This is a genomic window from Tardiphaga sp., from assembly GCF_044336785.1.
Taxonomy (GTDB): Bacteria; Pseudomonadota; Alphaproteobacteria; order Rhizobiales; family Xanthobacteraceae; genus Tardiphaga.
Genome location: NZ_JBIIOT010000009.1, coordinates 46,037 through 66,268 on the forward strand (window position 1 = coordinate 46,037; position 20,232 = coordinate 66,268).

Annotated in this window: 18 protein-coding genes; 9 read left to right on the plus strand and 9 right to left on the minus strand. The window is 62.1% G+C overall.

Going from position 1 to position 20,232, the window contains the following annotated elements; all coding sequences use genetic code 11:
- Nucleotides 1-62: 62 nt before the first annotated feature.
- Nucleotides 63-1,154: an HD-GYP domain-containing protein gene (locus ACIQ2A_RS04680; RefSeq protein ID WP_398476273.1), complete on the minus strand. Its 1,092-nt coding sequence runs from the start codon at nucleotides 1,152-1,154 to the stop codon at nucleotides 63-65.
- Between the two features lie 216 nt (nucleotides 1,155-1,370).
- Here ACIQ2A_RS04680 and ACIQ2A_RS04685 point away from each other — a divergent pair, with 216 nt between their 5' ends.
- A complete protein-coding gene (locus ACIQ2A_RS04685; protein WP_398476275.1) occupies nucleotides 1,371-1,730 on the plus strand; it encodes a hypothetical protein in 360 nt (119 codons plus the stop codon).
- Between the two features lie 114 nt (nucleotides 1,731-1,844).
- Here the strand turns inward: ACIQ2A_RS04685 and ACIQ2A_RS04690 are convergent, their stop codons facing one another.
- The 3 genes from ACIQ2A_RS04690 to ACIQ2A_RS04700 are packed head-to-tail and all read right to left on the minus strand — an operon-like array spanning nucleotide 1,845 to nucleotide 3,873.
- Nucleotides 1,845-2,522 carry a class I SAM-dependent methyltransferase gene (locus ACIQ2A_RS04690; RefSeq protein ID WP_398476277.1) on the minus strand — a complete coding sequence of 226 codons (678 nt, stop codon included), beginning with the start codon at nucleotides 2,520-2,522 and terminating at the stop codon, nucleotides 1,845-1,847.
- A 3-nt stretch (nucleotides 2,523-2,525) separates the two neighbouring features.
- Nucleotides 2,526-3,419, minus strand: a complete 894-nt coding sequence (locus ACIQ2A_RS04695) for an NAD(P)/FAD-dependent oxidoreductase (RefSeq protein WP_398476279.1) — start codon at nucleotides 3,417-3,419, stop codon at nucleotides 2,526-2,528.
- Nucleotides 3,409-3,873 carry an Rrf2 family transcriptional regulator gene (locus tag ACIQ2A_RS04700; protein WP_398476281.1) on the minus strand — a complete coding sequence of 155 codons (465 nt, stop codon included), beginning with the start codon at nucleotides 3,871-3,873 and terminating at the stop codon, nucleotides 3,409-3,411. The genes ACIQ2A_RS04695 and ACIQ2A_RS04700 overlap by 11 nt, the downstream gene beginning before the upstream one ends.
- A 248-nt stretch (nucleotides 3,874-4,121) precedes the next feature.
- Between ACIQ2A_RS04700 and ACIQ2A_RS04705 the strand changes: the two genes are divergently transcribed.
- Complete coding sequence (locus ACIQ2A_RS04705; RefSeq protein WP_398476283.1) at nucleotides 4,122-4,793, plus strand: dienelactone hydrolase family protein; 672 nt, start codon at nucleotides 4,122-4,124, stop codon at nucleotides 4,791-4,793.
- Nucleotides 4,794-4,954: 161 nt separating this feature from the next.
- On the opposite strand, the gene ACIQ2A_RS04710 is transcribed toward ACIQ2A_RS04705, so the two are convergent.
- From ACIQ2A_RS04710 to ACIQ2A_RS04730, 5 genes are all read right to left on the minus strand, one after another.
- A complete protein-coding gene (locus ACIQ2A_RS04710; RefSeq protein ID WP_398476285.1) occupies nucleotides 4,955-5,959 on the minus strand; it encodes a Bug family tripartite tricarboxylate transporter substrate binding protein in 1,005 nt (334 codons plus the stop codon).
- 283 nt (nucleotides 5,960-6,242) lie between these two features.
- Nucleotides 6,243-6,893 carry a polysaccharide biosynthesis/export family protein gene (locus tag ACIQ2A_RS04715; protein WP_398476287.1) on the minus strand — a complete coding sequence of 217 codons (651 nt, stop codon included), beginning with the start codon at nucleotides 6,891-6,893 and terminating at the stop codon, nucleotides 6,243-6,245.
- 129 nt (nucleotides 6,894-7,022) lie between these two features.
- A complete protein-coding gene (gene msrA / locus ACIQ2A_RS04720; protein WP_398476289.1) occupies nucleotides 7,023-7,679 on the minus strand; it encodes a peptide-methionine (S)-S-oxide reductase MsrA in 657 nt (218 codons plus the stop codon).
- Between the two features lie 104 nt (nucleotides 7,680-7,783).
- Complete coding sequence (locus ACIQ2A_RS04725) at nucleotides 7,784-8,098, minus strand: hypothetical protein (RefSeq protein WP_398476291.1); 315 nt, start codon at nucleotides 8,096-8,098, stop codon at nucleotides 7,784-7,786.
- 88 nt (nucleotides 8,099-8,186) lie between these two features.
- Nucleotides 8,187-8,444: a hypothetical protein gene (locus tag ACIQ2A_RS04730; RefSeq protein ID WP_398476293.1), complete on the minus strand. Its 258-nt coding sequence runs from the start codon at nucleotides 8,442-8,444 to the stop codon at nucleotides 8,187-8,189.
- Here ACIQ2A_RS04730 and rpsT point away from each other — a divergent pair.
- The 7 genes from rpsT to gyrB all read left to right on the plus strand — a co-directional run bounded on the left by rpsT (nucleotide 8,437) and on the right by gyrB (nucleotide 20,193).
- Nucleotides 8,437-8,703 carry a 30S ribosomal protein S20 gene (gene rpsT, locus ACIQ2A_RS04735; protein WP_398476295.1) on the plus strand — a complete coding sequence of 89 codons (267 nt, stop codon included), beginning with the start codon at nucleotides 8,437-8,439 and terminating at the stop codon, nucleotides 8,701-8,703. The genes ACIQ2A_RS04730 and rpsT overlap by 8 nt on opposite strands.
- Nucleotides 8,704-9,966: 1,263 nt before the next feature.
- A complete protein-coding gene (dnaA, locus tag ACIQ2A_RS04740) occupies nucleotides 9,967-11,397 on the plus strand; it encodes a chromosomal replication initiator protein DnaA (RefSeq protein WP_398476297.1) in 1,431 nt (476 codons plus the stop codon).
- Nucleotides 11,398-11,664: 267 nt separating this feature from the next.
- Entirely contained in the window at nucleotides 11,665-12,783 is a 1,119-nt protein-coding gene (gene dnaN / locus ACIQ2A_RS04745; RefSeq protein ID WP_398476300.1) for a DNA polymerase III subunit beta, read from the plus strand.
- A 161-nt stretch (nucleotides 12,784-12,944) separates the two neighbouring features.
- On the plus strand, nucleotides 12,945-14,081 hold the full coding sequence (gene recF, locus ACIQ2A_RS04750) for a DNA replication/repair protein RecF (protein ID WP_398476302.1): 1,137 nt from the start codon (nucleotides 12,945-12,947) through the stop codon (nucleotides 14,079-14,081).
- Nucleotides 14,082-14,168: 87 nt separating this feature from the next.
- The gene (locus ACIQ2A_RS04755) at nucleotides 14,169-16,337 is read left to right on the plus strand and encodes a hypothetical protein (RefSeq protein ID WP_398476304.1); all 2,169 of its coding nucleotides are present in this window, start codon (nucleotides 14,169-14,171) and stop codon (nucleotides 16,335-16,337) included.
- A 45-nt stretch (nucleotides 16,338-16,382) separates the two neighbouring features.
- Nucleotides 16,383-17,558, plus strand: a complete 1,176-nt coding sequence (locus ACIQ2A_RS04760) for an FUSC family protein (protein WP_398476306.1) — start codon at nucleotides 16,383-16,385, stop codon at nucleotides 17,556-17,558.
- A gap of 193 nt (nucleotides 17,559-17,751) precedes the next feature.
- Nucleotides 17,752-20,193 carry a DNA topoisomerase (ATP-hydrolyzing) subunit B gene (gene gyrB, locus ACIQ2A_RS04765; RefSeq protein ID WP_398476308.1) on the plus strand — a complete coding sequence of 814 codons (2,442 nt, stop codon included), beginning with the start codon at nucleotides 17,752-17,754 and terminating at the stop codon, nucleotides 20,191-20,193.
- The last annotated feature ends 39 nt before the right edge of the window (nucleotides 20,194-20,232 follow it).

Below are 20,232 nucleotides of genomic sequence, written 5' to 3' on the forward strand. Positions count from 1 at the left end.
AGCAAACGCAGACAGCAGTGTCTACGGGATCGCCCGGTCAAGCCGGGCGATGACAGAAAGGGCTAGATCCCCAGCGCCACCGGGCGAAACGCCTGCAGCAACTGCTGGTCGATCTTGTCGCCCATCTGCTCCATCATCTCGAATGCCTTGGCATGGGTGAACGGCATGCGATAGGCGCGCCTCTCGACCAGTGCGGCATGAATATCCACGATGGTCATCAGCCGCACGATGTCGCTGATCTGGTCGCCGGCAAGGCCATCGGGATAGCCGGAGCCATCGAGAAATTCGTGGTGATGCAACACCACGTCGAGCATTTCGCGCGGGAACGAGCCTTGCGCCGCCAAGGCCTCGAAGCCGAGCCGCGGATGCTTGCGCACTTCCAGCGTCTCTTCTTCCGTCAGCTTGCCGGGCTTGTCGAGAATGGCGACCGGAATGAACGCCTTGCCCACGTCATGCACCAGCGCCGCACGGGTCAACCGGCGCTGGTCCTCGTCGCGCATGCCGAGATGCTGCGCGAAGGCGACGGCGAATCCGGTGACAAACAGGCAATGCCGATAGCTGTGATTGTGATGGCGTCCGACGGCGGCCAGCCATTCGCGCAGTGACGAGCGCTTGATCGCTTTGATGATCAGGCTTTCCGCCTGCATCACATCGCTGAACGACAGCGGCACGCCGGCCGGAATCTTCTCGAAGATCTTGACGATGACCGCATGCGCCGCCTCGACCCCACGATTGAGCGTCTTGCCGCGCGCGGCAAAGTCTTCGTCATGCGGCCCCGGAAAGGCCGCGCGAATACGCTGCAGCACGCCGCGCGCATCGAACGGTCGCGCAATGGTGTCGGTGGCGCCGAGCGCCCAGGCCTGCATGGCGCCGTGATGCATGGAATCGGCCAGCACGAACAGCCGCGGCATTGATTCATAATTCTTGTGGCGCAGCCGGTTGCGCACGCGCTGCACGGCTTCGGCCGAACGCAGATTGATATCGACCACGATCCCCGACAAATCGCGCGACGGCGCCTCGGGAATGCGCGTCGTCGGCACGACGTCGACATCCCCGACCGTGGCCAGGATGTGCGCCAGTTCTCGCGACTGGTCATTGCTATCCGATGCCAGCAGCAGGCGGCGACGGGGCGATGAATGGGATGCGACGCTCATTTGTCCTCGTTCACTTGCAGCGTCCGGCTGCACAAGCGGGGACAGGGATACCTCGAAATCCGGTTCCCGAAGCTTAAAACCTAGCGTTAACAATCGGTATCAGGGCGGCTGCGAAGCCTGTTCGCGCCGTTATCGATAGCGATCCGTCAAAGCGATGGATAAAAATTGAGACGATCCGCCTTGCGCGACACACGGATTCGCAGAGACACTGGCATCATGACCCATCGCATCCACCTGGCCGCCATGTCTCTGGCAGCGTTGCCCGCCCTCTGGGTGATGGCGACAACCACACCTGTCACGGCGCAACCATTGGTGCCGGTGGATGCGCCTTTCGCGGCGACGCTGTCCAACACCACGCCCCTTGCCTTCGGCATGCCGGCAGATGCCGCCGCACACGCGCTCGGCGTGCCGCTGACCTATCTGAAAGGCCGGCCGGGTGATGAAATATTCCTCGCTTATCGCGACATCGGCGGCAGCGGATTGTTCCCGCGCAAGGACCGGCTGTTTCTCCAGTTTCGCAAGGGCCGCCTGACCGGATGGAAAGGCGACTGGGGCCAGAACTGGATGTGGGAGTAACGTATAGCTGTGGCCGCAGGGCGGATGAGGCGAAGCCGTAATCCCGGCCGAAGTCATGGTTGAAACTCCGCGGCGGATGACGCTGCGCTCATCCGCCCTACGGCTGCGAACTTCTCACGCCCTTGCCACCCATCCGCGAAACGTCAATGCCGCGTAGAACAACGCCACATCGCTAAACCCGGCCTCGCGTAACAGTGTCTCATCTTCTTGCGGCGACAGCGCAGGCAAATGCTCCTCGAGCGCGGCTGGCATGGCTGCCGCCTGCTTCGCTTCGACACCGCTCAACACAGCAAAAGCCGCAAAGCGTGATAGCCAGCGCCGCCCTTGCTCGCCTTTTGGATAGCTATGATGCGCCACCACGAAAGGCGCGCCCGGCTTCAGCCGTCGCCGAACCTCCCGCAATGTCCGCAACCGTTCGTCCCGCGGCAGGAAATGAAGCGTCAGCAGGCATGCCGCACCATCGAATGGCCCGAGCGGCGCTGCGTCGATTGTGCCTTCGACCAATTCAGCGTGCGACTGCAACGGCCCCAATGTCGAACGGGCCAGATCCAACATTCCAGCCGATGGATCGACGCCGAGCAGTCGCCAGTCCTTTTGCGCCTCGGCAAACAGCTTCAGCTCCAGCCCGCCGCCGGCGCCCAGCACCAGAATATCGGCTGTGTCCGGCACGCGCTCCGCCAGTAGCAACTGCGCCATGCGCTGCAGATCGGTGAAGCCCGGCACCTGGCGCTTGGCGCGCTCGGTATAGCCCGCCACCGCCGCGGGATCGTTGAATGTCTGCGTCAGGCTCATGATTCAGCCGAACACAAGAGCCCGATGCGCGGAGGTTCCTGCGTTGACGCCATCGGCCGCTGCCCAGGTCACACTATGCGGCGCCCGCGCGATATCTCCGGCGGCGTAAACGCCAGGCACGGTCGTCATCTTGTCCGCGTCGGTTTTGATCATCGGCCCCATCGGACCATCCTCAATCATCACACCGAGTTGCTCCGCCAGCGGTGACGACAGGCAAGACTCCGGCGCTATATAGAGTGCATCCGCCGCGCTCCGCCGGCCGTCGTCCAGCGCGATCGCCGACAGCGCCGTGCGCTCGCCTTCTAATCCGATGACTTTCGCCGCCTCCACCCGCACGCCACGGCGCGCCATGGTCTCCACGCCTTCGGCATCCAGCTCATGCCCGTTGAGATAAAGCGTCACCGGTCCCCATTCCGCGACGATGGACGCCTGATGCACCGACATCGGCGTGCGATACAGCACCCCAAGCTGGCGATCGCTGAATTCGATGCCATGGCAATAGGGACAATGCAGCACCGTCTTGCCCCAGCGCTCCTGAATGCCGGGAATGGGCGGCAGCGTGTCACGCAGGCCAAAGGCAAGGATCACTTTTCGCGTGGCCAGCGCTTCGCCATTGCCCAGCACCACCGAGAATCCATCTGCGGCGACGCGCGCATTGGTGGCTTCGCCCTCGATCATTCGCACGCCGGGATAGGCTAGAACCTGTCGACGCGCCGTGGCGAGAATCTGCTGCGGATCGCTGCCGTCATGGCCGAGAAAACCGTGCGAGGCATCCGCGAACCGGTTGCGCGGCTGCCGCGTGTCGATGACGACAACATTGCGACGCGCCCGCGCGAGATAGGTCGCCGCAGCGAGGCCCGCAAAGCCTCCGCCCACGATGATGGCATCAGTCGTCATGTGCTTTCTCCAGCTTGAACTTGTCGCGTTGCCCCTTGAACCGCGCATTGAAATCCGCGCTCAGCATGGCGAGCGTGACTTCACCGAAGCGGCGCAGCAGCAGTTCCTCGGCCTCGTCGAAAGCCTTGCCCAGCGCGGCATTCACGGCCTGTTCCACCAGGCAGCCTGGCATGTCCGTGCGATTGCCCATGGCCAGGATGTCCGGCTCACCCAGTGCCTCATAAATGTCGCGCAACGTCACCTTGTTGAGGTCACAGGCGACCCGCCAGCCGCCACCGTGGCCCTTCTCGGAACTCACCAGCCCCTGCTCGCGCAGACCGGCCATGATCCGCCGGACCACAACGGGATTGGTGCACATGGCCCGCGCCAGGGCTTCGGAGGTCTTGGGCGTATCGTCCTCGGCCATGTGCAGAAGCACATGGAGGACGCCGGACAGGCGGCTATCTCGTCTCATGTAACTTCATATGATGCGTGATATGGAAACTGTCAAGCCGTGCCCGTAGGATGGGTTGAGCGCAGCGAAAACCCATCAACCGAACGATGCTGCGAACTCCGCTGATGGGTTTTCGCTCCGGCGTGATGCGCCTGCGCTCAACCCATCCTACGGTTCCTGCATCCCACCCTCGCCAAATCTTGAGTGGACCCGCGCCGCCCCGCGCTTCAAACACACCGCACCCAACCAACAACGAAATGGATAAGCCCGTGGGACAAGACATTACGCTGACCGCATCGGACGGCTTCAAGCTCGGCGCCTATCGCACCCAGCCGGAAGGCAAGCCCAAAGGCGCTGTGGTGGTGATTCAGGAAATTTTTGGCGTGAACAGCCACATCCGCACGATCTGCGATCGCTTCGCCGTGCAGGGCTATGTTGCGATCGCGCCGTCGATCTTCGATCGCGTCGAGCCCAATTTTCAGTCAGGCTATTCAGCCGAGGAAGTCGCCATCGCGCGCAAATTTGTCGCCAATCCGGATTGGGCGGCCTTCCTGCGTGACACGCAGGCCGCGATCGATGCGGTGAAGGATGCCGGCCCGGTCGGCATTATCGGCTTCTGCCTGGGCGGCAGCATCGCCTATGCGGCCGCGACCAAGCTCGACGGCCTGAGCGCCGCCATCGGCTATTACGGCGGCGCCGTGGTGCGCTTTGCCGATGACAAACCGAAGGTGCCGGTGCAGCTGCATTTCGGCGAGAACGATCACGGCATTCCGCTCAGCGATGTCGAGACCATCAAGGCCAAGCGGCCAGAGGTCGAGGTGTTCGTCTATGACGGCGCCGAACACGGTTTTAATTGCGACCAGCGGGCGAGCTACAACAAAGCAAGCGCGGATGTCGCGCGCGAGCGAAGCCTGGCGTTCCTGGCGAAGCATTTGAAGTAAGCGGCGCGCTGCGCTGCTCCACACCACTCACTGTCATCGCCCGGCTCAACCGGGCGATCCAGTACACTCGGCCGACAGTGCTTCATCGCCAATTCTGCGTTCACTGGACCACCCGCTTTCGCGGGTGGTGACAGTTCGTCAGCATTACGAAAGCGGGCGTTTTACTCCCCCTTCACACCAGCCGTCTTCGCCACAGTCGCCCAACGCTCGAAATCCCGCTTCAGCGTCTTCTCGAACGACTCCGCACTATCCCCCACCGGCACCAGATTCACCGCCTGCAACCCAGCGGTGCCTTCTGGTGAATTGATGATGCGGCCAAGCTCCGCCGACAGTTTGTCGACGATCGGCTTTGGCGTTCCCGCCGGCACGAACACACCGACCCAGCCTTCCGCCTCGAAGCCCGGATAGCCGAGTTCGGCCATGGTCTGCACATTCGGCAGCTTCGGCTTGCGCTTCTCGCCGCCCACAGCGAGCGGGCGGATCTTGCCGGCTTCGAGCTGCGGACCCGCCGTGGTGAAATCGAGGAATGCCGCGGTGACCTGATTGCCGAGCAGATCGTTGAGCAGCGGCGAGGCGCCACGATACGGCACATGAGTCATGTCGATGCCGGTATTCTTCTTCAGCAGCTCGCCATAGAGATGCGAGGTGGTGGCATTGCCGAAGGTGCCATACGGATATTTGCCGGGGCTCGCTTTGGCGAGATCGATCAGTTCCTTCACCGTCTTCATCGGCTGCTGGTCGGGCACCACCAGCACGATGGGCGAGATCGCCACCTGCGTGACCGGCGCGAGATCCTTGAACGCATCATAAGGCAGTTTCGACATCAGGCTCGGCGCCTGGATGATCTGCGTGATGGCAATCAGCACGGTGTAACCATCCGGCGTCGCCTTGGCGACGAAGTCGTTGCCGATCACACCGCCGGCGCCCGGCTTGTTCTCGACGGTGACGGTCTGCTTCCAGGATTCCTGCAGCTTCTGCGCAAGCAGACGTGCGGCCACATCGGTGGCGCCGCCCGGCGCGTAGGGGACGACAAAATTGATGCGCTTGTCCGGATAGGATTTTACGGCGTCCTGCGCCTGGGCCGGCAAGGCGGACATCACCAAACTGGTTGCGCCCAGCATCGTCAAGGCAAGCGCGCGTCTGGTCATCGTCGAAGCGATCGTCATCGTTTCCCTCATCCTGAATGTTTTTGGCGCGGACAAGCGTCCGCACATGCGAGTGATCTCGCTCAGGTCTTCATACAGGAAGAAACTTGGTTCGGAACGGGACCTTGCGCGTAAACGCGAACCTGCGCGAAATCATCGCAGCATTTTTGTTGCTGTATGATGTCAGCCATTCCATCCCATAAAAAAATCGCCTGCAGGATGCCCCCTGCAGGCGATTTTGCATGATCATGAATCGGCGCGCGGATCGGCCGAGGCCACTATCCGCGCGACGCGATTGCGACGATCAAAACCAGCGTTCGCCGACCATCACCGTATCGCCGGGATCGACCGCCGTGCCGAGCGGCACTTCGGAGCGATACGATCCTTCCGGGCGATTGTGAGTCAGCATGACCGCATCGCGCTTGGCGCGCGGTGAGAAACCACCGGCGATGGCGACGGCGCTCTCGACGGTCATGTTCGGCACGTAGGGATATTGGCCGGGAGCAGCGACTTCGCCGAGAATGAAGAACGGACGATAGGTCTCGATCTCCACCGCCACCGACGGTTCGCGGATGAATCCATTGCGCAGGCGGCCGGTGATGGCGGCAGCCAGCGACGCCGGCGTCATGCCGCGCGCGGGCACGCGGCCGATCAGCGGCATGGTGATCGCGCCGCCGGCATCGATCGCATAGGAATTGGTGAGGCCTTCCTGCCCGTAAACCACGACGCGCAGCTTGTCGCCGGCATCGAGCTGGTACTGCGCATCATATTTCGAGGAAGGCACGGCATAGGCGACGGGCGGGCCCGAGCGGTTATAAGCGAGCGTGTCGAGAGACGCCGGCGCGGCCACCACGGCGACGGGGCCAGGTCGGCGCATGCAGCCGGTCATGGCGAGGGCCATGGCGGCAACGATCAATGGCAGGCGTAACGCGCGAAGTACGGGCACTGGACTCATCCCTCATAGAGACCATCCGGTTGTGCGCCCTTATGGTTAACATATGGTTGTCAGTACCGCTCAAAGCCACGCAAAAGCCCGCCTCCGAATGGTTCGGAAACGGGCTTTTTATCGGTGTTTATCTGCCCTTTAGGCGCTGACGCCGACGCCGATCGGGCACGACACGCCGGTGCCGCCGAGCCCGCAATAGCCACCCGGATTCTTGGCGAGATATTGCTGGTGATAGTCCTCGGCGAAATAGAATTTGTCGATCGGTGCAATCTCCGTGGTGATCGCACCATAGCCTTTGGCATCGAGCGCCTTTTGGAAGGTGGCTTCGGATTCCTTCGCCGCCTTCAGCTGCGCATCGGAGAAGGTGTAGATCGCCGAGCGATATTGCGTGCCGATATCGTTGCCCTGCCGCATGCCCTGGGTCGGATCGTGATTTTCCCAGAACGTCTTCAGCAGCTGCTCGTAGGAAATCTTCGTCGGATCGAACACCACCAGCACCACTTCGGTATGGCCGGTCAGTCCCGAGCACGTCTCTTCATAGGTCGGATTCGGCGTGAAGCCGCCGGCATAGCCGACCGCGGTCGTATAGATGCCATTGCCGAGCTCCCAGAACTTGCGCTCCGCGCCCCAGAAGCAGCCGAGCGCAAACACGGCCTGCTCGAGACCGGCGGGGTAAGGCGGCAGCAGCTTGCTGCGGTTAACGTAATGGGTGGTCGCGGTCGGTATCGGCGTAGCGCGGCCGGGCAGAGCGTCGGCGGCGGGAACCATGGCGACGGGTTTGCGCGTGAACAGCATCGGTCGTCTCCTGCGTTTTTCTTCACCCTATATGGGTATCTTCGCGAGAAATGGCAGATCGTTACGCCGCTGAGATGCCACATAGCTGCCGCAAGGAGGCCGCATCAATTTCGCGAATAGCCGATCAAAGGTCGGCGCGGACGGCACAAAAGCATCAGCAAAATGCCGAGGATTCCCATCACAGCCCAGGACGGCTGATCGAGCAGCAATTTCAGGCCGCCGCGCAGCCACGGCGCATCGGCATCGATCATCGCAAGAAAGCTGCGCTGGCTGGCCTGATTGATATCGTTCCAGAATTCGCCGAGTTTGGTCAGCCGCAGCGCCTGATCGGCGATCGAACGAGCACCGTCATAGACCAGGAATACGAAACCCGCGGCCAGCAACAAAAGCCCAATCAGGCGGAAAAAACCGCGGATCATCCGAATCCCCTCATCGCTCGTCCTCTCGGCAATAATGGCTGGAAACGAGAAATTCAACCGTTACAGCCACTTAACGAGGCGAGACAGCTCATTTGCCGCGCATTGGCGGTTTGAGAAATCGTTGACGCTGCAAAACACGGCCTCTATAAGAAGCGCCAAAGGCGGTGGGCGCGATCCCGCCGCCGCTGTTCTTTGAGCGGCGCGCCTCAAGAGCGAATAGCCGCTCCGGGGATAGCATTTCAGGAACACCCCGGAAACAGATCAGCGTTGGCCGCATCGGGCGGCAAACGTCAATCAGCCCGGCGCCCGGACGGGTCGCTGCTGAAGGATATTTGAGAATGGCCAATACGACCTCCGCCAAGAAGGCGACCCGCAAGATCGCGCGCCGCACCATCGTCAACAAGTCGCGCCGCACCCAGATGCGTTCGGCCCTCCGCACCGTTGAAGACGCCATCAAGACCGGCGACGTCAGCGCAGCGAAGGAAGCGATGAAGGCTGCCGAGCCCGCCTTGATGAAGGCCGCTCAGCAGAACATCGTTCACAAGAACCTGGCCAGCCGTAAGGTTTCGCGCCTGACGCACCAGATCGCGAAGCTCGCTCAGTAAGCGACATCAAGCATACGACTTCGAAAAGCCCGGCCTTCGCGCCGGGCTTTTTGTTTGCGTCACGTCGCGCGCGACATACTTTATGTGCAGCGGGCATCACCCATCCGGATGATGAAGCAAGAAATTTGGATGACGCGAAAAGCCTATGAAATCAGGCACCGATGCGCTTCACGACATGTCGCGCGAAAGACACGGCGGGAACGGCAAGCATCGAACCGATGTCAATGCGCAGACTCTGCCTGCGCTGGCGTGATTCTCAAAAAGCAAGCGCGTCGCAATGCCGAAGCCGACGCCACGTGCAAGGTTACCCTGAGTCAGCGCACAGAAAAAATCGCGTCGCGATAATCACTTATCCACATAGCGACAGCGACCAGTTCGAATCCGCGGATGCCGCCCGTGCTTTCGTAAATGAAATATGAATTTCTTTTTTCGGCTTACCGAATTTGCAACGCCACTGTCACAATGGGATTCAGTGCGCAGATTCAAAATCTTGTCGATATGTTTGAAAAACGAACCAACAAATTAGTCGCTGCAAGTGCGGCTTTCGCGAAGCTGCGAAAAAATGATTCCGTTGCGAGAAACGGGCCGTGCTGTATTTCTAAATCATTCGCAGCGCCCCGCCGTTCTTGAGATCAGAGCGATTTCGGAACGAGGGCGAGCCTGAAGATCAGCGACGGTTTCCAGGTTTGGCGATGCTTTCCAAGTCTCAAGCGAGTTGCAACTCATAGCAATATGAGAGCGGTCGTTCTGTGTCGAAATTTCTCGAGCATCCATGATGGATGCTTTGAAAGAGATACGAAGCAGAGATCGTGCACTGGCAAGACAAGGGGATCGTCCTGTGAAGAGGCGGGCTGAAAGACAATGCGACCCTGAACGCTTTGCCGCGTTGAGCGTTGCGCACTGACTTTGGACCATATTCGAAACTGACACCTTGCCGCGATGACCGCGGCGAGCGGGGGAGCTTCTATGCGCAAATCCATGATCACACGGCATTCTTCTTTGCGATCAGCGTCCGGCTCCAAGACTTTGGTAAAGTCCTCGGTTTCCATCTTCACCCGCCCCCCTTCGTGCGTTCCTGACAGAGCACTCAGTACGCACTGACCTCACCCGGCCCTTCTTCGACAGAGCTGATCCGTTCGCGGCGTGAACGCCGAACGGCGGAGCTTTGTCCGAAAGCAGCCACACGAGGTCACCGCGCGCTTGGCGCGCATGCTCATGGGCGCTTGCGCTCGGCCACCACATTTGAATTGAGAAGCTGAAACGATGTCGAACATGGAACAGGATCACTGGACTCGCGTGAAGGGCCGTCTGCGGTCGAGCGTTGGCGAGGATGTTTTCTCGAGCTGGTTCGCCCGTATGGATCTGGAAGCCGTGCAGGACGAGTCCGTGCACCTCTCCGTGCCAACCCGCTTCCTGAAGAGCTGGATCCAGGCCCATTATGCCGAGCGCGTGCTCGATGCATGGCGCGCCGAAATGCCGAAGGTGTCGCGCGTCGATCTCACCGTGCGTTCAGCTATGCGCAATGTCGCCCCGGCCAAGGAAGTCGCGGCGCAGGCCGAGCCGCGCCGTGCTGAATCCGTCGGCAATCGTCCTGCTGCAGACATCCGCAGCAACGCAACCGCGCCCGTGTCCGCCAGTCATGAAGCGCTCGGCGGCTCGCCACTCGATCCGCGCCTGACCTTTGCGAGCTTCGTGCTCGGCCGCGCAAACACGCTGGCCCATGCTGCCGCGCGTCAGGTCGCCGAAGGGCGCCGCGGCGACCCGGTGATGTTCAACCCTCTCTATATTCATGCCGGTGTCGGCTTGGGCAAAACGCATCTGCTGCAGGCCGTGACCTGGGCCGGTAATTCGAATCCCGAGCGCAAGGTGCTGTACCTCACCGCCGAGAAATTCATGTACGGCTTCGTTGCCGCATTGAAGACGCAGACAGCACTCGCCTTCAAGGAAGCGCTGCGCGGCATCGACGTGCTCGTCATCGACGATCTCCAGTTTCTGCAGGGCAAGACCACCCAGGCCGAATTCTGCCATACGCTCAATGCGCTGATCGATGCCGGCCGTCAGGTGGTGATCGCCGCCGACCGTCCGCCGTCGGATCTCGAAAGCCTCGACGAACGCGTCCGGTCGCGCCTTGCCGGCGGCCTCGTCGTCGAAATGGGTACGCTTGGCGAAGAGCTGCGCCTCGGCATTCTGAAATCGCGCGTCGCCGCGGCTCGCGCGCATCACGCCTCGTTCGACGTGCCGGAGCCGGTGCTCGACTATCTCGCCCGCACCATCACCCATAACGGTCGCGATCTTGAAGGCGCGATCAATCGCCTGCTCGCCCATTCGAAGCTGAACGCCACCGCGGTAACGCTGGAAATGGCCGAACGCGAAGTGCGCGATCTCATTCGCCCGATGGAGCCGAAGCGCATCAAGATCGAGGACATCCAGCGTGTGGTGGCCCGGCAATACAACGTCAGCCGCTCGGATCTTTTATCCTCACGACGGACCGCCAATGTGGTGCGCCCGCGCCAGGTGGCGATGTATCTGGCCAAGACACTGACCTTGCGCTCGCTGCCGGAAATCGGTCGGCGTTTTGGCGGCCGTGACCACACCACGGTTCTCCATGCCGTGCGCAAGATCGAAGCGCTGGTCGGCAAGGACACGGCCCTGCAGGACGAGGTCGACAGCCTGAAGCGCCAGTTGGCGGAATAAGCCCAACCGCCCCATGCACTCTCCGCCCGGCCACGTGCCGGGCATCCTCGGCTTGAGCCCAGACAAGACATGACTCAGGCTTCGGAATTTTGAGATGACGAGGAGCGTGCGGGAAATCACGACAGGCCTGTGACCATAAACGTGGGGAGCTGCACAGCAATTCATCGCCAAATCTCTTGCACTTCCCGCGCTTTACCGTCACCTTGCGGTCCCCGCGGCGCTGTTCAGGCTGCCCGGAATTCCCATCGTTAATCGGGCGGATTTGTTATGAAGGTCACGGTCGAACGCGCGCAGCTCCTCAAGTCGCTCAGCCACGTGCATCGCGTGGTCGAGCGCCGGAACACGATTCCGATCCTCGGTAACGTGCTGATCCGCGCCGAAAATGCCCAGCTCTCGTTGAAAGCCACCGACCTCGATCTCGAAGTGACCGAGACGCTGGCAGCGGAAACCGGCACCCCCGGTTCCACCACCGTGCCAGCGCATATGTTCTACGACATCGTCCGCAAGCTGCCGGACGGTTCGCAGATCGTGCTGGAGAGCGATGGCGACCGCTCCGTCATGGCGATCCGCGCCGGGCGCTCGCGCTTTACGCTGCAGACGCTGCCGGAGAATGATTTCCCGGATCTCGCCGCGGGCGAAATGACGCATTCGTTCTCGCTTCCGGCCGCAGACATCAAGCGCCTGATTGATCGCACGCAATTCGCGATCTCGACCGAAGAGACCCGCTATTACCTCAATGGCATTTATCTGCATGCCGCCGGTACGGCTGCCGCTGCGACCCTGCGTGGTGTCGCCACCGATGGCCATCGCCTGGCGCAGATCGACCTCAAGCAGCCGAAAGGCGCCGAGGGCATGCCGGGCGTGATCGTACCGCGCAAGACCGTGGGCGAAGTCCAGCGCCTGATCGAGGATACCGAAGCCGAGATCACCGTCGAACTGTCGCAGGGCAAGATCCGCTTCACCCTCGGCAATGTGGTGCTGACCTCGAAACTGATCGATGGCACCTTCCCCGATTATGGCCGCGTGATCCCGCAGAACAACGACAAGGAACTGATCATCGACAAGAAGGATTTCGAGAATGCGGTGGACCGCGTCTCGACGATCTCCAGCGAACGCGGCCGCGCCGTCAAGCTGGCCCTGTCGGCCGGCAAGCTGGTGCTCTCGGTGACCAATCCGGATTCAGGCAGCGCGACGGAAGAGCTCGAGGTCGAGTATGCCTCGGACGCGCTCGATATCGGCTTCAACTCGCGCTACCTGCTGGATATTGCCGCGCAGATTGAAGGCGAAGTGGCCGTGCTGCGGCTCGCGGATCCGGGCTCGCCGACGCTGGTACAGGACAAGGACAACAAGGGCGCGCTTTATGTGCTGATGCCGATGCGGGTGTAAGGCACTTCTGTTCGCGCTCTCGCTCATTCAATTGCGTCATGGCCGGGCCATAACACGAAGCGTTGCTTCGCTGGATGTCCCGGCCATCCACGTCTTTAGAGCCTGTTGGTAAAGGCGTGGATGCCCGACACAAGGCCGGGCATGACGAGAGAGTTTTGCTGATGACCGCCTCCCGTATCCATCGCCTATCGCTGACCAACTTCCGCTCCTATCGCTCATCGTCGCTGGAGTCGTCCGCCGACATGGTCGCGCTCGTCGGGCCTAACGGCGCCGGCAAGACCAATTGCATCGAGGCAATCTCGTTTCTCTCCCCGGGCCGCGGCCTGCGCCGCGCTACGCTCGAAGATGTCGCCAATAATGAAGGCGACGGTTCCTGGGCTGTCTCTGCCACTGTCGAGGGCGAAGTCGGCCTGGCAACCCTCGGCACCGGCATCGATCCGCCCATCGAAGGCGCCTCCATCACGCGCCGCTGCCGCATTGATCGCGAACCGGTGGGCTCCGCCACCGCATTCGGCGATCACCTGCGCATGGTGTGGCTGACGCCAGCGATGGATCAGCTGTTCATGGGTGCGGCATCGGAGCGCCGGCGCTTCTTCGATCGCCTGGTGCTGGCCATCGACAAGGATCACAACAGCCGCGTCTCCGCGCTGGAGCGCAGCCTGCGCTCGCGCAACCGGTTGCTCGAACAACGCAGCAGCGACAGCCACTGGCTCGACGCTGTCGAACGCGAGACCGCGGAACTCGCAGTGGCGGTCGCGGCCATGCGCGGCGAGACAGTGACACGACTGGCTGCGATGCTACACAAGCGCGGTGAGGCCTCGGCGTTTCCATCGGCGATCATTGCGCTCGACGGTTGGATGGAGCAGGCACTGACGAGTGAACCGGCGACGGCCGTGGAGGATCGCTATCGCGCGATCCTGCGCGACAGCCGCCCGCGCGATGCCGCTGCAGGTCGTACGCTGGACGGCCCGCATCTCACCGACCTGCAGGTCATCTACGCGCCGAAAAACATGCCCGCGCGCGATGCCTCGACCGGCGAGCAGAAAGCGCTGCTGATCGGCCTGATCCTGGCGCATGCGACTTTGGTGGCCGAAATGACCGGCATCACGCCCCTTCTGTTGCTCGACGAAATCGTCGCGCATCTCGACCCGGACCGCCGCCGGTCGCTGTTCGGCGAACTCGCGACGCTCGGCGCGCAGGTCTGGATGACGGGCGCCGACCCGGCTGCTTTCGTCGATCTCGGCGCCATGGGCGAACTGTTCGACGTCGTACAGGGCCGTATCGCACGGCGGGCGTGATTGAACCAATCGGGCTGTTTCCAAGACTAGCACTCGACGCCGGTCGCGATGACGCGACCCGCCGGGCTGCATGATCCGGAGACAGTTATGGTTCGTTCAATGACCGGGGCATCTGTCCCGACCAGCCGATGGCTGCTGACCTTCACCGCACTCGCGGTCATTCTCGCCAGCGCGCCAACGGCACGCGCCGATATCGGCCTGGCGGATACCACTGCCTTGCCGCGGATCGAAGGCGCAGTGGAGAGCGACACGCGCGGCAAGCCTGACACCTCGCGCACGAACTACAGCATAGCAGGATCGGCGGCGCAGGCGCGGGACAATGTGCGCAAACTGCTGATCGCCGATGGTTGGCAGCCTTATGTGCAGCCATATCAGCAGGGCGTATCCGGACAGTTTTTCAAGAAGGGCCGGCAGGCTCTGATCGTCTCGGTCACCATGACCGGCGGCAAGGCCGACCGCTCCACCGTCTCCTACTCGGCGTCGCGGATCGATACCAATGTGCCGATCCCCGCGGATGCAACCGACATCGTTTATGATTCCGCGCGGCCTTATCTGAACTGCGTCACATCAGGCGCGGCGGACGCCACCGTCGGCTTTCTGCGCACGGGACTGGCCGAGGAAGGCTGGCAGCCGCTGCAGGCCAGCGAAGCAGGCCTGCGCTGGCCTGACGCCCGGCTCGACGAGCCTGTCGTTGGAGGCATGCGCGCCTTCTTCATCCATCCCGGCAAACGGTATCTCAAGCCGATCCAGCTGACGCTGACCTCGCAAGGCGACGGCAAGACGGTGATCGACATGCGTTCGGCGCCGTTTGCGCTGCCGCAGACATTGGAAGCCGACAGCGACATGGCAGGCCTGCCGCGGCCGGCCCAGACACGCGGTGCTTCCGGCACCGGCGCGTCAGACTCACCGCAGCGGGAGATCAAGGCGGCTGTGCTCGCCGACCTGCCGGCGGTGACGGCGTTCTATCGCAGCGAGATGGAGAAGCGCGGCTGGCGCGAGGAGACGACAGATACGGCTGTCACCGCTGACGAGGTGAAGATGAAATTCACCTCGCCGGATGGCGAGGCGCGGATGCATATCGGCCGGCAGCACGATCTCGCCATCGTGCAGATGGTGGCGCAGGAATCCGCGGCTTCGCTGGCAGCGAAGGCCCGCGCGAAGAAGGAAGCCTCGAACCGCTTCATGCAGGACGCGCTGAGCGAGGCGCAATCGCTGATCGCGGCCGACGACAAGCGGCGCCGCAGCGAGATCGCGGTGGCGGCCACGACGCCCGCCGAGAAGCTTGCCGCACAGCCCGCGCAGGGCATTCCAATCCCGATTCCCGATGGCGCGAGCGAGATCAATCATGACGCATCGTCGGGCCAGCTCGATTTCAGCAGCAGCGCGAGCGTGAAATCGCTGGCGGCGTTCTATCGCGACGCGCTGAAGGCGCAGGGCTGGAAGGAACGGCCGTCGGTCATCAACAATCCGACCATGGTGGTGCTTAATTTCAGCAAGTCAAAAGGCGACCTCGCTTTCACGATCATGCAAATGGGCCCGAAGGCGACGGTGCGTGTCAGCGGCGCTGGCCTGAAATCGACGGGTGTTGCAGCGAAGCCTGCCGAGGCCACCACGGGCGTCGCCAAAGCCGAACAGACACTGGACTCCGATGGCGATCCGACATTCCCGACACCCAAACAGCGCAGCATGCGCGTGCTCGGCACATCCGGCTGGCCAGGTGGCGCACCGTTCCGCCACGAGCTCAATGCCAGCATCCCAGCCGGGCTCGATGCGGTGCTCGGCTTTTATCGCACCGAACTCGGCAAGCTACAGTGGCAGGAAATTGCGGGCGAAGCGGTGATCAAAGCCGATAGCATAAAGCTTAGTTTCAAAACTAAGGACGGCCCGGCAACGCTGTTACTGGGTCGCGACAAGAACGAGACCACGGTCCATCTCGTGCAACGGCATACGGATGTCGCCAGCAAAGCAGGCATCCTGCCAGCGCCGGGCAAAGTGCGCCTGTTGTTCGGCAATATGGGCGATGCGGAGGTGACAATTACCGTGGCCGGCAAGACGATCAAGGTAAAGGCTGGCGCCGGCACGCCGCAGGACCGCAACGGCCCGACGCTGGAACTGGCGCCGGGCGAACACAAATTGGCGATCCAGACAGCCGGACGACCAACGCATGAGGCAAAGCTCAACCTTGCCGCCAATGACAGCTGGGGCGTGATGGTGGCGCCCGACGGCCGGGACATCCTGCCGCTGCAGCTTTACTGAGCCGGAGACACGCAGCCGCGCTTTGGCTGCATGAGTGATTGTGTGTTGCCCGATGTTCCGCTCCACGGCAAACATCAGGCGATGCTGACATTCCTGCTGCTTCATTTGTCGCGGATCGCGCGCGCCGTCTGGGTCGAGATGCGCACGCTGCCAAAGCCTGGCCCACGCATGATCGACGAGATCGAATGCGCCTGCTCGGTGCTGCTTGCAATTCTGATCTCACATCAGATCGGCGCCGAGAATGTCGGCTGGGCTGCATTCTCCGGCTATATGGTGATGCGATCGCATGTGGCCGAGAGTTTTACCCGTGGCCTGTTGCGCGTGGTCGGCACATTGATCGGTGCCGGTGGCGCACTGCTGCTGGCGCCTTATCTGCTACCGTCGCCATGGCTGCTTGCTTTCGGCCTGATGGTCTGGGGCGGCGTGACGCTGTATTTCGCCATTGTCGGCAAGCGGGCTTATGCTTGGCTATTCACCGGCCTCACCTTCCTGATGGTGCTGATCGAGGCAATGGAACACGCAAGTGAGCCGATCCAGCGCTTCGCCACGACGCGGGTGCTCGAAGTACTGGCCGGCACCATCGCCTGCGTCATTGTCAGCGCGATCTCGACCTGGACGATCCGGCGACGATTGCCTAGCCCGGACCGGAACCTGCGCGCCAAGCCGGTCGGCCTGCCGGCCAGACAATGGCAGGCGACGGTGGCGCGGCATGCGCTGACCGGCGCCATCGCGCTGGCGCTCATCCCCGCCGTGTGGCTGGCCTTCAAAATCCCGGAACTCAGCCAGTCTGCCATCACCATTTTCGCGGTCATGCTGGTACCTGCGGCAGCACTGGCGGATGGGATCCTCAGCCCGGTGTCGTCACGCGTGATGCAGCGGCTGGTCGGCTGCCTTGCCGGCGGCTTCCTCGGCGGCGCGATCCTGTTGCTGAGCCAGCATTCGCCGGTCGTGATGACCATCGGCCTCGTGCTTGGCGTCGTCATTGGCCGCCATATCGAGAACGGGCCGCCTTCCATGAGCTATGCCGGACTGCAATTCGTGCTCGCTTTCGTCGTGGTGCTGGTGCCCGACAACTATGACAGCGCCCAACTCACGCCGGGCTATGAGCGGCTGCTCGGCATCCTGTTTGGCATGGTGTTGCTGGAGCCGGTGGTGCTGATCGCGCATCTGATCGCGCGGCGTGGAGGCCGCAGCGAACCGCCAAAAGTGATCGAAAAATAGCGTTTTGAAGGGTTCGGAATCAGACTTCCAAAACGGCTGTTTGGCGACTTGAAAATCAGCCTGAAAACTCCATCTATTCAACAACTTGCTGCGCATGACTTTGCGCTAGGTTCTGTGCGCAATTCGTGGCACAAATGACGGTGATCAGACGTCGCTCCCCGCGCTGATTCGGTACCATCTTCGAAGGCATTTCATGACTGAACCAGCCCGGCAGCCCATCGCCGAAACCGAGTACGTCATTCCGGCCGAATATGGCGCGGAATCGATCCGGGTCCTGAAGGGACTCGATGCGGTCCGCAAGCGGCCGGGCATGTATATCGGCGACACCGATGACGGGTCCGGCCTGCATCACATGGTCTATGAAGTCGTCGATAACGCCATCGACGAAGCGCTGGCAGGCCACGCGACGGCCGTGGAAGTCGTGCTCAATGCCGATGGCTCGGTGACCGTGCGTGACGACGGCCGCGGCATTCCCGTCGATATCCATAAGGGCGAAGGCATTTCGGCGGCCGAGGTCATCATGACCCAGCTCCATGCCGGCGGAAAATTCGACCAGAATTCCTACAAGGTGTCCGGCGGACTGCACGGCGTTGGCGTGTCCGTCGTCAACGCGCTGTCCAGCAAGCTGATCCTGCGCGTCTGGCGTAATGACAAAGAACACATCATCGAATTCGCCCATGGCGACGCCGTGGCGCCGCTATCAGTGGTCGGCGACGCCAATGGCCGCCGCGGCACCGAGGTGACGTTCTATGCCTCGGCCGAGACCTTCACGATGGTGGAGTACGACTTCGCCACGCTCGAGCATCGCCTGCGCGAGCTCGCTTTCCTGAATTCCGGCGTCAACATCCTGCTCTCCGATCTCCGTCATCCCGAGGAGCGGCACGAGCGGATGATGTATGACGGCGGCGTCGAGGAATTCGTCAAATATCTCGACCGCAACAAGAAGGCGATGGTGCCGGTGCCGATCGTGATGCGTTCGGAACAGAACGGCATCTCGGTTGAAGTCGCCATGTGGTGGAACGACAGCTACCACGAGAACGTGCTGTGCTTCACCAACAACATCCCGCAGCGTGACGGCGGCACCCATCTGGCCGGTTTCCGCGGCGCGCTGACGCGCCAGGTCAACGGCTATGCCGAAAGTATCGCCAAGAAAGAAAAGATCGCGCTGACCGGCGACGACTGCCGCGAAGGCCTCACGGCCGTGCTGTCGGTGAAAGTGCCTGATCCGAAATTCTCGTCGCAGACCAAGGACAAGCTGGTGTCCTCGGAAGTGCGGCCCGTGGTCGAGAACGGCATCAACGAGGCGCTCGCCGCCTGGTTCGAGGAACATCCGGCCGAAGCCAAGACCATCGTCAACAAGGTGATCGAGGCCGGCGCTGCCCGCGAAGCTGCCCGAAAAGCGCGCGAACTGACGCGGCGCAAGGGGGCGCTGGATATCGCCTCCCTGCCCGGCAAGCTCGCCGACTGCCAGGAGCGCGATCCCGCCAAGTCCGAACTGTTCATCGTCGAGGGTGACTCGGCAGGTGGTTCGGCGAAGCAGGGTCGCAACCGCGAATTCCAGGCGGTACTGCCGCTGCGCGGCAAGATCCTCAATGTCGAGCGCGCGCGCTTCGACAAGATGTTGTCGTCGGAGCAGATCGGCACGCTGATCACGGCGCTCGGCACCGGCATCGGTCGCGACGATTTTGATCTGTCGAAGCTGCGTTATCACAAGATCATTCTGATGACGGACGCCGACGTCGATGGCGCGCATATCCGCACGCTGCTGTTGACCTTCTTCTTCCGCCAGATGCCGACGCTGATCGAAGGCGGCTATCTCTATATCGCGCAGCCCCCGCTCTATAAGGTGACGCGCGGCAAGTCCGAGCAGTATCTCAAGGACGAGCGAGCGCTGGAAGACTACCTGATCGAGACCGGCCTCGACGACTGCCTGTTCCGCACATCCGCTGGCGAAGAACGCACCGGCCGCGATCTGCTGTCACTGGTGGAAGATGCACGCATCATCCGCTCGACGCTGAACAACCTGCATTCGCGCTACAATCGCAACGTGGTCGAGCAGGCGGCGATCGCTGGCGTTCTCAATGTCGAAGTCACGCGCGATCTCGCCACCGCCAACGAGGCTGCGAGCTACATCGCGCGCCGTCTGGATTCACTCGCCGACGAAGTCGAACGCGGCTGGACCGGCGCATTCCGCGAGGGCGAAGGCTTCTTCTTCGAGCGCACCATCCGCGGCGTGAAGGATGTTGCCTTCATCGACGATGCGCTGCTCGGTTCTGCCGATGCGCGCAAGCTCGATGAATATGCCAGCCGGCTGCAGGAGGCCTATCCGAAGTCCGGCGTTCTTCGTCGCAAGGACATCGAATTTGCGATTCACGGCCCGGTCACGCTGTTCGAGGCCGTCACCGATGCCGGCCGCAAGGGCGTGGCGCTGCAGCGCTATAAAGGCCTCGGCGAAATGAATCCCGGCCAGCTGTGGGAGACCACGCTCGACACCAATGAGCGCTCGCTGCTGCAGGTCAAGATCAAAGAGGTCGACGAGGCCGACGATATCTTCACCAAGCTGATGGGCGACGTGGTGGAACCGCGCCGCGAATTCATCCAGGACAATTCGCTCAGCGCCAACGTGGACGTCTGAGCATCCGCCAACGAACCTTCAAGAAAAGGCCGTCGTTCG

What these genes read in the sequence shown, in the direction of transcription:
- dnaA (WP_398476297.1), top strand. Translation starts at nt 9,967, where the DNA reads ATGTCGAACATGGAACAGGATCACTGGACTCGCGTGAAGGGCCGTCTG.
- gyrB (WP_398476308.1), top strand. Translation starts at nt 17,752, where the DNA reads ATGACTGAACCAGCCCGGCAGCCCATCGCCGAAACCGAGTACGTCATT.
- recF (WP_398476302.1), top strand. Translation starts at nt 12,945, where the DNA reads ATGACCGCCTCCCGTATCCATCGCCTATCGCTGACCAACTTCCGCTCC.
- ACIQ2A_RS04680 (WP_398476273.1), bottom strand. Translation starts at nt 1,154, where the DNA reads ATGAGCGTCGCATCCCATTCATCGCCCCGTCGCCGCCTGCTGCTGGCA.
- ACIQ2A_RS04690 (WP_398476277.1), bottom strand. Translation starts at nt 2,522, where the DNA reads ATGAGCCTGACGCAGACATTCAACGATCCCGCGGCGGTGGCGGGCTAT.
- ACIQ2A_RS04755 (WP_398476304.1), top strand. Translation starts at nt 14,169, where the DNA reads ATGGTTCGTTCAATGACCGGGGCATCTGTCCCGACCAGCCGATGGCTG.
- msrA (WP_398476289.1), bottom strand. Translation starts at nt 7,679, where the DNA reads ATGCTGTTCACGCGCAAACCCGTCGCCATGGTTCCCGCCGCCGACGCT.
- ACIQ2A_RS04725 (WP_398476291.1), bottom strand. Translation starts at nt 8,098, where the DNA reads ATGATCCGCGGTTTTTTCCGCCTGATTGGGCTTTTGTTGCTGGCCGCG.
- rpsT (WP_398476295.1), top strand. Translation starts at nt 8,437, where the DNA reads ATGGCCAATACGACCTCCGCCAAGAAGGCGACCCGCAAGATCGCGCGC.
- ACIQ2A_RS04710 (WP_398476285.1), bottom strand. Translation starts at nt 5,959, where the DNA reads ATGACGATCGCTTCGACGATGACCAGACGCGCGCTTGCCTTGACGATG.
- dnaN (WP_398476300.1), top strand. Translation starts at nt 11,665, where the DNA reads ATGAAGGTCACGGTCGAACGCGCGCAGCTCCTCAAGTCGCTCAGCCAC.
- ACIQ2A_RS04685 (WP_398476275.1), top strand. Translation starts at nt 1,371, where the DNA reads ATGACCCATCGCATCCACCTGGCCGCCATGTCTCTGGCAGCGTTGCCC.
- ACIQ2A_RS04715 (WP_398476287.1), bottom strand. Translation starts at nt 6,893, where the DNA reads ATGAGTCCAGTGCCCGTACTTCGCGCGTTACGCCTGCCATTGATCGTT.
- ACIQ2A_RS04695 (WP_398476279.1), bottom strand. Translation starts at nt 3,419, where the DNA reads ATGACGACTGATGCCATCATCGTGGGCGGAGGCTTTGCGGGCCTCGCT.
- ACIQ2A_RS04700 (WP_398476281.1), bottom strand. Translation starts at nt 3,873, where the DNA reads ATGAGACGAGATAGCCGCCTGTCCGGCGTCCTCCATGTGCTTCTGCAC.